Source organism: Bradyrhizobium sp. Ec3.3, assembly GCF_000472925.1.
Classification (GTDB): domain Bacteria; phylum Pseudomonadota; class Alphaproteobacteria; order Rhizobiales; family Xanthobacteraceae; genus Bradyrhizobium.
This window is the reverse complement of the sequence record NZ_AXAS01000006.1, coordinates 94,727-108,376: the sequence shown is the minus strand read 5'-3', so window position 1 is coordinate 108,376 and position 13,650 is coordinate 94,727. Positions and strand designations below refer to the sequence as shown.

The window sequence follows — 13,650 nt, the reverse complement described above, 5'->3', positions numbered from 1 at the left end:
CTTACCCCCGATACCAGTTCGGCTTGCGCCCGGCGCTTGACACTTGCTTGCGCACTGCATAGCGCCCCAACCGCTCCACCGCGTCGTCCGTCGCGGTTAGCCCGGTGAAGACATCGTTCCCGATTTGCAGCGTGAACGGATTTCCGCCGCCAGCGCCCGCGCCCACGATCACGGGGCCGCCCCCGGCGAAGCGCGGGACGGGCGGGAGCATCGCGCTTGCCGCGGCCCGCACAACACCGCCGCCCGCGAAGCCGCCAGGCTCGCGAAGGTTGTTGAGCGCTGCAAAGAACCCAACGCCCCATTTCTTGACGGCCGCAGCCCGAATGACGAATTCGCCATTCGAAAGCCAAGACAGGATAGAATCGCTTGTGCCGGTGCCCGGCCCGCGGATGGGGCCGCCGCCTGCGTTCGTTTGGATGTCGGCGTTGTCGCCGCCTCCGCCGCTGAAGGCGCCAGCAATAGCGCTACCAACGTCCTTGGCCTTCGCAATAATCGCGGCGAAGAAGCCAACCACAGAGTCGAACCAACTCTTGACAATGCCGGTGGCGGCGGTGAATCCATCCGTAACCGCCGACACAACCGCGCTCATCGTATCGGCCGCGCCTTGAGAGATAGTCGCCCACGCGTTGGCAAAAAACGTCACCACCGCACCCCACGCGGCGGCGATGCCCGACGCAGCGGCGGTAGCTCCTTGAACGATCCCGTTCCAAGCGGCCGTCAGCGCGGCAATCAAGCCGTTGGCGATGTTTGTTGCGCCCTGCAACAACGTCCCTAGAAAGCTGATAACGCCTTGGATCGCCGCTTGGGCGGCGGCGAGGAACGCGCCCCAATCAACCTTCGTAATCAGCAAGGCGAGCGCAGCCGCAAGCGCGCCGACGATGACGATGGCAGAACCGAAGGAAACTCCGAGCACTGCGGAGACGGCCGTTGCGAGCGCAGTAAATAGCGGGATTCCGGAGCGGAGGACCGCGAACAGCGTCTTGAAGAGGCCGCCCGATGTCGCCACCGCCGCGCCCAACTTAATGATATTGCTCGCGACGGCACCCCCGCCAAGGGCCGCGCTGAGGACTTGGCCGACGGCTGCGATGATTCCGCCGACAGCTTTCCAAGAGGCTCCGAACACTTTCAGCAACGTGAGCAGCAAGCGGATTGATCCCGTCATCTGAGCAAGGATTGCAACGATGACGACGGAGCCGCCCGTTAGGCGGGTACCAAAAACGGCGTTGATCGCATCCGCGAGCCCATTGAAGAAGCCAACTACCCTTGTGACCGCGGGCACAATCTGGTTGTTGAAGAAGTCGATTACAGCCGGTGCCGCTTGAATGAGGCCGTTGAAAACCGCAGCGGCGGCGGTGCCAATGTTCTCCAAGAACTTTTGAATCTGCGGGCCGTTCTGCGACAACAGCGCTTGAACCTTCGCCGACGCTTGCGCGAAAAACGTGTTGATTGCGGCGCTGTTCTTCGACACGACGGCCGAAATCAGGTCCACAACCTGTGCCGCAGCCGGACCGAAGTTGCCGATGAACTGTTGCCGGATTTGCTCGACTTGATTCCCGAACTGAATAAGCGACGACAACAGCGGCCCGCCGAACGTATCGGCCAACTGTAGGTATGTTTGCCGGTCCTTCAGTTGCTTTTGCAACCGTTCGTTGGCGTCCTTCACGCGATCTTGCGCAGCCGCCACTTGGTTGGCCACGCGCCGTTGCTCTTCAAAGTCGTCGCTCGCTTGCTTAAGAGCCGCGGTGTACTGCGTGTACGTGATCTTTCCCGTGGCCAACTGTTTGTCGAGTTGACGGATACTCGCCTGATAGTTGATTTGCGCAGTCTCAGCGTTCAACGTTTCGTTGTTCGCATCAATCTGCGCTTGCGTCTGCTTTTCGAGCGCATCAGATTGCCCCGCCGCCTCCTTAGCGACGTTACGTGCAAGGGCCGCAAGCCCAATGCCCGCAGCCGCAGCCGCCGACGTTGCGACGGTCATGCGTTGCGCAAAGCGGCCCACAGCCTGAAGCAGTTGCGGAAACTTCGACGTGAGCCCGCCAACCGCGTCCTGCAAGTCCTTGATGCGCCCCGAAAGCTCGTTAGCGCGTTGGCCCGCGGTGCCAAGTTGCTCCGAACCCTTCGCGACATTTGCGAGATTCGCGCCTTCCGCCGCGGCCTTCAGGCGCGTAAAGGCCAGCTCACCGGCCCGGCCAATGCCAGTAAGCTGGACCTTGATCTCATCGCCACCGACAAGCTGAATGCGTTGGGTGATCGTTTTCCCGGCCATGTGCTACGCCTCAAGTTTAGCCAAGTAGAGATCGGGGAGCCGCGACCGCACGGTGTCGGCCACTCCGGAAATATTAAACCGCTTGCCCAACGTGACCGTGCGGACGCCGAAGAACAGCGGCACGGCCCGGACGGAGCCACGCTTGCCGGACACGCCCCGGCGAAGCTTCGCGAGCGAAAGCTTCCCGACGGTCCCAGCCATGCGAAGCCGCGTCGCCAAAAGCGGCGACTTCCCCGCCCGCTTCATGCTGAATAGCTTGACACCGCTTTGCGCGAGCTTACGCGGCGTCGCGCGCTCACGCCCCAGCTTCGGCACAGTCGGAAGCGCGATCCACAGCAAGCCGCCCTTCGCGCTAATCGTGCCGCCCGTCTCAAAAATCGACGCGTACGGAATCTTATGGAAGCCGTACGCCGCCGCATCAAGCGAGTACCCACTCTTGGGGTAGACATTGACGCGCCAAGCGTTCTGCCACTTCTTGGAGAAGCCCGCCGCCGCGATGTTGCCGCGAGCGATGGTCTTCAACTCCACGGCCGCGTCTTGGACGGCCCCGGTAGCGGCGCGCACGATTTGGGAGAACATGGCCGGGTCGTTGGCCACACGGGCCGCGATGAACGCCGTGCGGACTTCTTCAGCCACGTCATTCAAGCGGAACCGCATGCTCACTGCGTCAACTCCTTCAGGTGCTTCGACACGTCCTTTGCGTTGCCGCGTGAAGCCAGCATCGTGCTATTGATGTACTCCGCGCGCTCCACCTTTCGGCGCTGCTCCGCGATGAATAGCCACGCGGTCAACTGTCGGGGCGTGTAGCTCCAAGCGTCGTCAGGGCGGTGCCCGAACGCGATCAGGCGTTCGACGGCTGCGGCAATTTCATACCCGGAATGCTCATGGATTCGACGCCTAGGCCGCCCATGATGGCCTCCAGGGCTTCCACGAAAGGGCCAGCACCCTTGGGCATCGTGACTTCCACGATCTTCTTGAGAAGCTCCAACTGATCGCCCGCGGGCAGGTTGTGCGCGACGGCTTCGGCCGCCAGGTCTCCGGGGTTGCCAGTGCCAGCCGCCAAGATCGCATCAATGGCCGTCGGGACCTTCGCGATAAGCTCTTCGGGAGCGATGTCTACCGCGTTGCCGGTGAGGAGCTTGCGGATTTCCGGGAAGCGGTCCAGCAACACGGCGAAGCCCGCGGCCGAGACTCCGGTCACGGTCACAGCGGTGCCATTGATGGGGTGGGTAACGAAGGAGGGAGCAACATCAAGAAGGCCGGGCATTGTCAAAATTCCTTATGTCAAAGTTCGTTCGGGTGGGTAGAAGCCGCGCCCGCTAATTCGGACGCGGCGTTGTCGTTAGGCAGATACGTCGTCGCCCTCGCCGCCAATGTGCGTCACGGTGCCGAACTTGCCGTTCACGGCGACGACATTGCCGGTGATTTCAAGCTGGCCCCACTCATCCGAAATCGGCGAGATGGCCGACGACGGGACGAACTCAACACGAAGGAAGTGCCATTCGAACTTCTGGCCAATTTCGTTCGTGCCGGTGAATTTGACTTCAGCCGCAATGCTGTTCTTGCTGAAGATGTCGATAACGGTCCGGCCGGAGGAGTCCACCGATGCCTCACCAAGGAGAACAATCGACATGTTACGCGTGGTCCACTCTTCAGCGGTGATCTTCAGCGTTCCAGACTTCGAGATGACCACGGTGCGGTCTTTCGACTTCACGCCTGCACGGGACGAAAAGTGGTCCAGCGTCTCAAGCTCCGGGGTGAACTCGAAAGCCGGGCAGTTGCCCATATCGCTGAAGGTGCTTTCGGCCAAATCGATCAGCTTCAGAGCAGCGATGCCCTTGCCGACGGTGTAATTGCGAATATCCGGTGAAGCCGGCTCCATGACAGTTGCGCCTCCTTAGCGCTGAAAATCAGAATTGAATTTTCACTGTCATGGCAGTTGCGCAGGCCGCAGCGGGTAGTTGAACGCGAAGGCGAGTCCTAGATCGCCGGTCATCTCGCGCCCCTCACCGAATGCGGTAGAGCATCCTAGGTAGCGTACATCACCGTTGTGGCACAGTGCCAGTAACGCTTCGTCGGTCAACGCCGCCTTAATGACCTTCGCGCGCCAGCCGTTGAGCGCCGTACCAAGCTCTTCCGTGTCCGTCGCAAGGGTGATGTAGATTTCGGGCGCCGCCGCCACAATGACCGGGCTGTTAGCCGGGCGCCCCCGGCCGTAGGCCGATTCATCGGGCGTTTCGTCGCCGTCGAAAATGCGGATAGCGGGCAACTTGCTTTCGGGCACCTTCGCGACGTTACGGAAGGCATGGCCGCCCTCCGCCTCCGCAAGCGCCTTCATCACTTCGAGAAGACGCGCAAGAATCTGTTCACGACGGTCCATCACGCACGCTTCTTCTTGAGCAAGAGATACACTTCGCCGTCCGCCTCGCCCTTGGGCGACGGCTTCATCCGATGGCTTTCAACCACCCACGTTCCACCGTTGATGCTCAAGATGGCGTCGTCCACGTCGTCTGCGGCGATCCCGAGCGCTGCAAGCTCGCGCATGCGCACGAAGGCGGCGGGCACAACCGTGTCCACCTCGCCGCCGTTAACGCTCAAGGCAACGCCCGCCGTCTTGTCGAGAGCGGTCACGCCGTGGTCCACGCTTCCAATCGTGAGCGTGGAAGGCACGCCCACGGTGATGTAGATGGGGTCAAGAAGTGCGGCTTGATAATCCATTGGCCCTTGTCCGAAATTTGTGTGGATTCTTCGGACGAGACAGCCCATCGCGTCCAGTAACGAATGGACTCACACCACTTCGCTCAAGAGCCGCTTCGGCCACCACGGCAACCGGCTCAGTGGGGACGTGTTAATCACCTCCACGTTTCGAGCCATCAGCGGCTCCACGATCGTGCGGAACTGTGCCATCTGAACATCCCACGTTTCGTTGCCCGGCTTGTTGGGCCACTTGTGCGGGGTATGGTGATGCGACGCGCCGTCGGGCGAGCGCGCCATATCGGCCCCAAGGAGCACGATCCGGCGCACGCCAAGGTGCACTGCTAGATTCATCGCCCCTTGAAGGCTTGTTCGCTGCGTAGCGAGCGCGTCCGGTGCGTCCGCGAGCCCGGGCGGCGGATAGACCCGGCGCATCCTGTGCAGCCTCTCACCGGCCGCCGCGTGCGACGCAGTGAACAGCCTGCCCTTGAAGCTGACCATGCCCGGCCGCGTCTTGTGATCTTCCCACCATCGGTGATCGGCGAAGAAGCAAATGTCCGCGTCGGGATATGCTTCGTACGATGAGTTGACCACGATGACGTGGCGATCCTTGAGCATAGCCAAGTTCTGATGCCGGACGCTGGGGCCGCCCGCGATGACGTACGCGGTGGCGCCAAGCCACTCCGGCTTGCACCTGTAAAAATCTGACATGATGTAGCCCTGAAAACAAAAGGGCCGGGCGCGTTACCCGCAGCCCGGCCCTTCCCCACCCAACGCAGCCCTCGCTCTGCGTCAGCCCGTTACTTCGTGACCTTGAACAGGGTCTTCGGCCGCATGCACAGCGGCAACGGATTCATCTGCGCTTCCACGTCCACGAACTTGTTGAAGCGCGTGTCCGGCGCGAGCTTCGCGTAACGAGGAAGACCGATGGTGTTCACCGTTTCGATGTAGTCAGCCGGTGCGTAGAACTCCGAATAGAGCCCCGGCGCGCCGACGATGAAGCCCCGGCCTTCGTCCTTGCCGATGGTCACGGTGGTGTTGTCGTCGGTGCCGCGGTAGTTCTCCCACACGATGCCGCCGAACTCGAAGACGCCGTAAGCGTAGTTGTCACCAAGGCGCCGTTCCTGATCCGACTGCGTCTTGAAGACTTCCTTCACGTCCGGCTGCGAAAGGAGCGCATCGAACAGGTTGTCACCGCAGAACACCCACGGGGTCCAACCGTTCGGGAGAACGGTCTTCGCGTTCTGAGTCAGGAAGCGCTTGATGACCTGACACTTCACGCGAAGGTCGGTGTCCTCCGACGCAAGGCCGTCGAAGTCCAGATCAAAGACTTCGGGACCCACGGCGTTGGCGCTGTTCTTGACGCCGAACAGTTCGAACAGGTCGGTGAGCACGGTCACGCCGTCCGCGTCAATGATCTGGCCCTTGAGCGCACCAAGGCGGTGATTCTCCAGGGTCAGGTCCAGACGGGAAGCCATCTTGGCCAAACGCGCGTTCACGACGGACTGAACGGTGCGAAGCTGATCGGTGGTGCCGAACTCGCGAACGCCCTTCACCTCATCGGCGCGGATCGTGTCCTCAACGGGCACGTGCGGGATAACGGTGGAGCGCAGGTTGGCCTTGGTCGGAAGCTCCTTCTGAGCCGAAGAGCCGCGCGGAGCCGTCGGGACAAGCGTGAGGGTCACACCCTTGCGCTCAATCACGATGGTGTCAGTGTTGACGCCCTGAGCGGTGCCCGCGAACGCAAGCGTACCAGCGCGCGAAGGAACGTGATCGATTTCGTTGATCGCCGCGACCATGGAGGTCAGCGAAAACGCATCGTCGTTGAAAATATCCGTCCAGTTCATGACAGTGTGCGCCTCCTAGCGCGAAAAATCTTTGTGCTGATTTCACTGTCATGATGGCCCGAAGCCTATCCGGGGCCGCGGCCCCGGATCAAGTAACGTTTCCCCGCCGCTTAACGCTCAATGATGTTGAGCTTGGCGAGCGCGGCCTTCACCGCGGCGGTCGCAGCGGCGGCACCGCCACCAACGACGGCGTGCAGGGTGACAAGCGCACCCTTCACCTCTGAGAGTCGAGCGATGTAGACGACGCCCGGGACGTCAGCGTTGGCGCCCGTCGCGCTCGCGTCGTGATCGCCCAACGCGATACCGACGATATTCTCATCGGACGTGCCGTCGGTGTGCGTGGTGCCCGCGGCCGGGACAAGCTTGCCCCCGACCAACTTCAGCGCGCGGCCGTCCTTCGCGATGTTGCCGGACGCGAGCGTGCCGACTTCGCGCGAGAGATGCCCGTTCGCCTCCGAAACAAGAAATTCGCCGCGATGCTGCGGCTCCGTCAAAACCTTGGTAGTCATGGCTCAAATATCCTTCTAATGAACCGGGTTGCAGTGCGGTGCCGGGCGCCTTAGCGCGTCGGCTTCTTGTTGAAGCGGGCGTAAATGTCCGTGGTGTCCACAGCCTTCGCCTGCGTCTTCTGACCGTCGTTGGTCGTGGTGTGACGGGCGTTGGTCGTGGTCTCCTTCTCTTCCTTCTCCGACTTTTCGTCGCTGAGCTTGGAGAGCTCTGCGACCACATCGGAGACAGACTTGCCGTCTTCGATGAACTTGTCGGCAAGCTCCGCCTTGCCCGCGAGCTTGCACAGAGCGCGAATCTCCTTCGCCTCTGCGACAATCTCTTCACGGGTCTTCGCCGCAACGTCTTCGTTGGCGTTGTTGTCGTCACCGCTGTTCGCGGCAGCGTTCTTCTTGGTCGTCATCGTCTTCTTCCCTTTCGAATGAGCCCCGAACAATTCCGGGACCTTTCCAAACTTGGCGAGATTGAACTTTTGCGCGGCTACATCCACCGGATCGTCCACGCGGTCCGCAAAGCCAAGCTCCACCGCTTCGTCAGCGGTAAGCCACGTTTCGGCGTCCATCATCTCTGTGACTTTCGCCGCCTTGAGCCCGGTGCGTTTAATGTAGGCGTCCCGAATGTTCACAGTCATCTTGTCGAGAACATCGGCCGTGCTGCGCATGTAGGCGGCATCGCCCATCACGCCACTCCACGGGTTGTGAATCATCAGGAACGAATTCTCCGGCATGACCACTTCGTCCCCGGTCATCGCGATCACGGAGGCCATTGACGCCGCGAGCCCGTCCACCGTCACGACCTTGTATGCCTTGTGGCGAGCAAGCATGTTCGCAATCGCGAAGCCGACGGGCACTTCGCCGCCGTCGGAGGAGATGCGAACCGACAAATCATCCACCGGGCCAAGCGCCTTCAGCGCGTCATAAAAGTCTTGCGCGGTGACGCCCCAAAATCCAATGTCGTTGTAGATCACGACTTCGCCCGACGACTTGCCGTTGGCCTTCGCGCTGAACCAAGATTTCTTAGCCATGATGGCCTCCCTATCCGTCTACGGTGACGCCCGGCGCCGCCGGGGAAACGTCGGTTTGATCGGTGCCGAAGGACTCTCCGTCGTCGGGCGCCACGACGATTGACGAAGACAGTTGAATGAACGTGATGCCCAAACCCGCCGCGCGGTCTTGATCGGCCTTAATCCGCGCGTCCACTTCCTCCGGGTCGTAGCCTTCCGCTTCGATGACATCGCTGCGGGCCTTGAATCCCGAGTCCACGGCGAGCTTTTCGGCTTGCCGGTCCTTGAGAGGGTCAATCCACTCCCACTTCGGCGTGATCCACTTCACGTCCCGATACTTCAGCGGGTCCGCGACGTAGAGCCGGGCAGAGAACGTCTTGAAGGCCGCGCTAAGCACGGCCGCCTCAAACCACAGCTTCCACACGATCCGGCAGAACTGGAAAATCATGACGTGATGTTGCTGCGCTTCGATACGGCGCCGGAAGCCGACAAGGCCCGCGCGGATCGAACCATAGGAAGTCATGCGCAAGTCGCCCGTCATGCCCGCGTAGGTCGTGCCGAAGCCCGCCGCAGCGCGGAGAAGCGCGCGGTACTGGAACGGCTCATAGGTGGCGCCCACGTCGGCGGGCTCCGCGAACTTGATGTCCTGCCCGTACGCGAGATCCACGACCGCGCCCGGCTCCAAGCTGAAGTCGGTGCTGTCGTCGGCGCCCCCATCCACTGTGCCCGCGAACGGATTCGCTTCGTCGCTCTCGCCCGCCGGGCGAGTGACGAACGCACCGAAGAGTGCGGCGACGCGCTTTCGCTCCAACTCCGCGTCGTCATACAGGTCCAGCATCGCAAGCGTGACCATGCCCGCGAGCGTGTGCGGGATGCCGCGAATCTGCCCGGCACGCACCGGCCGGAAGAGGTGCATGACCTGTTCCGCCGGAACGCGCGTCTTCTGCCCGACGGCCGAAAGGGCCGCGCTTGTGTCAAGCTCTCCAGGGTGCTGGCGATAGAACCAATAGGCGACACGCGTGCCAATCGGCGAGAACTCGATTCCGCACTCAATGCGCCCGCCGTTGGGCAGCACTTCGTTGTGCCCGGTGTCCAGCATCTCCGACGGCAACAGTTGCAGTTGCATCGGGACAATGAGTCCATCGGCGGCGAGGCGCGGACGGAAACGCACAAAGCATTCGCCCGCTTCGAACATCTCCGAAGCGATAGTGGCCTGCATGCCGTAGAAGTCGGACAGGCCGTCGGAGTCCATCTCGTCAGTGGACAATCGCCAAACGCGGGAGATTTCCTCCTTGACCGCAGAATCCTTGATCAGCGGCGACGGCTTGATGCCGGACCCGACAAGGGCCGACACGTACTCTTCCTTAGCCATCGCGGCGTAAGGGTTGTTGAGCGCGAGATAGCGCGAGCGCGCAACGATGTTCTTTCCGTACTTCCGAATCTGCGTGTTGATCGCGGTGGCATTCGTCGGGATCGCGGCAAGGCGGCGCCCGGTCTTGCCTGCGTCCATACCGCGCCCGACGGTCCGGCGCGGTGCGCCCACTAGAGGCTTCGTCGCCGACTTGCCTTTGCGGGCCGGAGCTTTCGAACGCTGAAGGCGCGATACCGCACGCCGCGCCGTCGCGACCTTCGGCTTCGCCGCGCCCTTAGCTGCGCGCTTCTTCGCAGTCGCTCGCGCCATGAATCACAGTCCCTTGCACTTCTGCACGATGTAGCCAATGCGCTTCTTGGGCGCGGTGCCTTGGACTGTCGAAAGCTGGGACTCTAGGTCCTTGATAATCGCGTTCATTTCCGTAAGGCTGCGGAAGATGGTTCGTGTGTCGCCGTGACGGACGTCAAGCGCGCCCGTGTCGCGGGCCGTGCGGATGGCCGTAAGCTTCGCCTGAATCTGTTCCGTTGTGTCGGCCATCGGTACGCCCCTTGATGCCGGGAACGTACCGCAGCCGGAAAACCCGATTCCAGTAACGAATGGCCCCGCTTAGCGGAGCACGGTTCCGAACACGCGATCCCACAGCGTCGTGCTCACCCCGAAGTTTCGGGTGGCGTACCTGTGATGCCCGTCGTGGTGCTTCAACAGCGTGGAGGGAATCCAGCCGCGGCGGTGGTGGGCGCATTCGTGCACGAAGAGGTACCACGTGTAGGCGGTGAGCACGCCCGCAAGCACGGCGTCGCCCGCCACGCAATACACGACCGTGAAGCCCACCCAAATTTGCCAGAAGCTTTGTTCGATAACCTCATCCGGCACCGCGTGGTGCCGGCGGTGCGACGGCGCTAGCACGTGGCTCACGTGCACATAGCGGTGCACGCCGTATTCCGCCAACGTCCATAAGAGCGCGCCCGCTACGAACAGCGTCACGAAGGCGGGCAGTGCGAGCCCCGAAGTCAGGAACAGAATCGACGCGAGAATGGGCGCGACAATAAATTCGGAATAATAAAACACGACAAAACTCCCTAGCCTACAAATGAAGACCGGCGCGGCGCCCGAACACGTTGCGGTGGCGCCGGGCGGCGCGGCGGTGGTGCCAATGTCTCGTTAAGCTTCATGGCCGTGCGCGCTGTGGGGTCGTCCACTTGCTCCACCGGCTGCGCATCATGCCGATAGGCTTCGACCATCCCAGCCGCGCGCTCCAAGTTGAACTTGCGCACGGCGCGGAGCCCGGCGAGTGCGCCGTAAGCGTACACGCGAGTGTCCAAGGCTTCGTTGGCGTGGCCCTTCTTCGCGACCCACTTGCGGATGGTCACACCGGCCTTCTTCTCCAGGACCAAGTTTTCCGACATGAGCTGATCGAAGTAGCCTTCCGGCCTGCCCGCCGGAAAGTGGCAGAAGCCGGGGCCGTGATCTTCGACAAGGAGCTTTTGTCGGACGGATTCTTTCGCCGCGTTGACGCCAAGAATCACCGGCTTGTATCCGGTTTGCCGCGTCTTCTTCGGGTCCAGCTTCGGGATAGGCCACACGGGCGACCACTGCCCGGAGCGATCAGCCGCACCCTTGATGGCCCACACGTTGCGGCCGATGCGAGCGCGAGCGAACTTATAGACTTCCTCCGGGTTGTTGCCGCCGGAGTCGATGCACGCCGCGCGAATGACCATTTGCCCGCCGCTCTCGTGCTGAAACGGCGCGAGCAAATACGAGTCAAGCTCTTCCCATAGTTCGGGCCGCGCCGGATCGCCGTACAAGACTTTGTAGTCCACCGACCACGACTCTTCGCCCCGACCCCATGCGACGACTTCGATTTCCAAGCGGCCTTCGTTTACGGAGCCGCCGGTTTGCACGTCGATTCCCGCGGTGAGCACGACGCCGCCCGTCGGCACTTGCGCGCCGAAGACTTCGCGACGCGCAAGGAGCGAGTTCGCTTCAAGCTTCTTCAACGCAGTGGTTTCGAACGGGAGTCCCAACTGCGTATTGTAGAAGGTTTGCTTGGTCTCCGGGTCGTCCTTGCTCAGCACCCACTTTTCCGCAAGCTCCGGAACTGTGATGAAGGGCGAATGGAGCTTGCCCGCGTTGAAACCCGCATGCGCGTTCGGCACGCCCTTCTTGCCGCAATGCTGACAGCACGCGTATCCCACCTTGAAGCGGGAGTGCCACTTCCACTTCCGGGTCTTCAGCGGTTCTTGCTTCTCGCCGCAACACTCAAAGGCGCGCGTCTGCCGCCAGCGGATCGCCCCTTCGGTCGTGATGATGCGCATGCGGTCCGCTTCGGTCCATTCGGTACCGCAGTTTTCGCAGTACACCGCAGCCGTGAACGGGTAGTGCTCACCCTCCTCCGATTTGTTCCATTGCACATGTCGGAAGAAGTTCAGCACCTGCGAGTAGCGGCAATGCGGGCACTCAACGAACGGCCGCCGCTGATCGGACTCGAGATAGGATTTATAGATGCGCGACGTTTCAACCATCGTCGGCGAGCACGTGCGGATGTGCAAGCTGTTGTTGGTGAGATTGAAGGTGGAGGTGCGCTCTTCGGCGAGCAACACCGGATCGCCTTCTTTGGTCGTTTCGTACTTGTCGATTTCGTCCAGCAACGTGATTCGGATTGCGCGCATCGCGAGGTTGGTAGGCGAGCCCGCAGACTCTAGCGCCAAGAAGCCGCCAGAAAATTCCTTGTACTGCAACGTGTCGTCGGAAGATCGCGACTTCAGGTCGCCAAGAATCGGTTGGAGCACCGGAGTCGCTTTGGACATCGGCACCAGGCGCTCCTTGGAGAACGCCTTCACCGCGCCTTCCTTCGGCTGCGTCAACAGCATCGGGCACGGGTCCAAATGCGAGAAGTAGCCGATTACGTTTTCCAGAAGTGAGGTCTTCATCAACTGCGTGCACGACATGACGGTGATGGTGCGTACGCCGTGCTCCTTCACAGCCATCATGGGACCGCGCGCCACTTCCACGCGCGATGTGCGCCACGGGCCACCGATCGCGCCGGACGACGTGGAGAGCCGCCGGTACTTATCGGCCCACTGCGGGATGGAGAGGATGGGCGGCGGCTTCAGTGTTTGCCGCGCCGCTGCGTCAATCCTCCGAAGCGCCCTCTTGACTGCCACTCTCGGAAGCAGGTTCGAAGTCATCAAGGGCTTCGGCTTCGGAATCGTCATCATCGCTGGATTCGTCATCGGTCCAATCTTCCCGCTTATCGCCGGACACATCGGCGAACGCGTCGGCAACGGCTTCCTTCAGCGCGTCCTTCTGCTCCGGAGTGAGCCCAATCACTTGGGACTCCACGGCGAGGAAGCGCGAGCGCACAACGCCAAGCATGTTGCCAACGTAGGCCACCACTTCGTCCACCGGGATCAAGGTGCTTTCCTTCTCCGCGATTTGAAGCTCGCGGAGCCGCGCTTGCGCTTCCTTGTCCCGCGTCTTCGCACTGTCGAAGGAGCCCGCGTCCGGGTCATCGGTCACTTCGGAAACCTTGCGGGCGACGTACCACCCGAAGAAGTCGGCGGTGTTGATCTTCCAACCTTGCTTGCGCGTGCCCTTCGACACGTACGGCGCGCCGTCGGCGAAGAGCTTGTCCAGCGTCGGTTGCGACAGCCCGCAGAACTTTGAAAGCTCGGACTTGTTCACAAGCATGCCGCGCGACGGCTGCGCGGCGTCGTCGGGCTCAAACTCGAAATCGTCTGCGGACTCGCTCATGGCCGCGACTCATACGCGGCGACTCGGAGTCGATTCCAGTAACGAAAGGAATTACGTCGTACGAAGCAGAACGGCCCGCCCGTTCATCCGGGGCGGGCCGTTCGTTTGCGCTTCCCCGCCTGAGGCGGCTAGCGACTCTCTCGCGCGAGATTTCGGCGGGCGCGCGGTGCTGTATACCTCTCTGCCCGGAGTGGCAGTGATACCCCGC

15 protein-coding genes are annotated in these 13,650 nt (G+C 61.9%); all 15 read right to left on the bottom strand.

What is annotated here, in order from left to right; translation table 11 throughout:
• Position 1: 1 nt before the first annotated feature.
• The 15 genes from YUU_RS0107070 to YUU_RS0106995 all read right to left on the bottom strand — a co-directional run bounded on the left by YUU_RS0107070 (position 2) and on the right by YUU_RS0106995 (position 13,442).
• A complete protein-coding gene (locus YUU_RS0107070; protein WP_027521763.1) occupies positions 2-2,266 on the bottom strand; it encodes a hypothetical protein in 2,265 nt (754 codons plus the stop codon).
• Positions 2,267-2,269: 3 nt separating this feature from the next.
• Positions 2,270-2,923 carry a DUF6441 family protein gene (locus tag YUU_RS0107065; protein WP_035661447.1) on the bottom strand — a complete coding sequence of 218 codons (654 nt, stop codon included), beginning with the start codon at positions 2,921-2,923 and terminating at the stop codon, positions 2,270-2,272.
• A 184-nt stretch (positions 2,924-3,107) separates the two neighbouring features.
• Positions 3,108-3,533: a hypothetical protein gene (locus YUU_RS0107055; RefSeq protein ID WP_027521761.1), complete on the bottom strand. Its 426-nt coding sequence runs from the start codon at positions 3,531-3,533 to the stop codon at positions 3,108-3,110.
• Between the two features lie 75 nt (positions 3,534-3,608).
• The gene (locus tag YUU_RS0107050; RefSeq protein WP_027521760.1) at positions 3,609-4,148 is read right to left on the bottom strand and encodes a hypothetical protein; all 540 of its coding nucleotides are present in this window, start codon (positions 4,146-4,148) and stop codon (positions 3,609-3,611) included.
• Between the two features lie 48 nt (positions 4,149-4,196).
• Positions 4,197-4,646, bottom strand: a complete 450-nt coding sequence (locus YUU_RS0107045; RefSeq protein WP_027521759.1) for a hypothetical protein — start codon at positions 4,644-4,646, stop codon at positions 4,197-4,199.
• Entirely contained in the window at positions 4,646-4,984 is a 339-nt protein-coding gene (locus YUU_RS0107040) for a hypothetical protein (protein ID WP_027521758.1), read from the bottom strand. Before YUU_RS0107040 ends, YUU_RS0107045 begins: the two co-directional genes overlap by 1 nt.
• Before the next feature lie 69 nt (positions 4,985-5,053).
• Positions 5,054-5,671: a hypothetical protein gene (locus YUU_RS54965; RefSeq protein WP_051389638.1), complete on the bottom strand. Its 618-nt coding sequence runs from the start codon at positions 5,669-5,671 to the stop codon at positions 5,054-5,056.
• A gap of 89 nt (positions 5,672-5,760) precedes the next feature.
• Positions 5,761-6,807 (bottom strand): major capsid protein, encoded by a 1,047-nt coding sequence (locus tag YUU_RS0107030; RefSeq protein ID WP_027521757.1) that lies wholly within the window; start codon positions 6,805-6,807, stop codon positions 5,761-5,763.
• A 110-nt stretch (positions 6,808-6,917) separates the two neighbouring features.
• On the bottom strand, positions 6,918-7,316 hold the full coding sequence (locus tag YUU_RS50195; protein WP_035661443.1) for a head decoration protein: 399 nt from the start codon (positions 7,314-7,316) through the stop codon (positions 6,918-6,920).
• Between the two features lie 50 nt (positions 7,317-7,366).
• A complete protein-coding gene (locus YUU_RS54960) occupies positions 7,367-8,338 on the bottom strand; it encodes a head maturation protease, ClpP-related (protein ID WP_051389637.1) in 972 nt (323 codons plus the stop codon).
• A gap of 10 nt (positions 8,339-8,348) precedes the next feature.
• A complete protein-coding gene (locus YUU_RS50185; RefSeq protein WP_051389636.1) occupies positions 8,349-9,998 on the bottom strand; it encodes a phage portal protein in 1,650 nt (549 codons plus the stop codon).
• 3 nt (positions 9,999-10,001) lie between these two features.
• Positions 10,002-10,226, bottom strand: a complete 225-nt coding sequence (locus tag YUU_RS0107010) for a phage head-tail joining protein (RefSeq protein ID WP_027521756.1) — start codon at positions 10,224-10,226, stop codon at positions 10,002-10,004.
• Between the two features lie 69 nt (positions 10,227-10,295).
• The gene (locus YUU_RS54955; protein ID WP_027521755.1) at positions 10,296-10,757 is read right to left on the bottom strand and encodes a sterol desaturase family protein; all 462 of its coding nucleotides are present in this window, start codon (positions 10,755-10,757) and stop codon (positions 10,296-10,298) included.
• An 11-nt stretch (positions 10,758-10,768) separates the two neighbouring features.
• Entirely contained in the window at positions 10,769-12,907 is a 2,139-nt protein-coding gene (locus tag YUU_RS50175) for a phage terminase large subunit family protein (protein ID WP_198031707.1), read from the bottom strand.
• Positions 12,822-13,442 (bottom strand): terminase small subunit, encoded by a 621-nt coding sequence (locus tag YUU_RS0106995; protein ID WP_027521754.1) that lies wholly within the window; start codon positions 13,440-13,442, stop codon positions 12,822-12,824. Before YUU_RS0106995 ends, YUU_RS50175 begins: the two co-directional genes overlap by 86 nt.
• Positions 13,443-13,650: the final 208 nt, after the last annotated feature.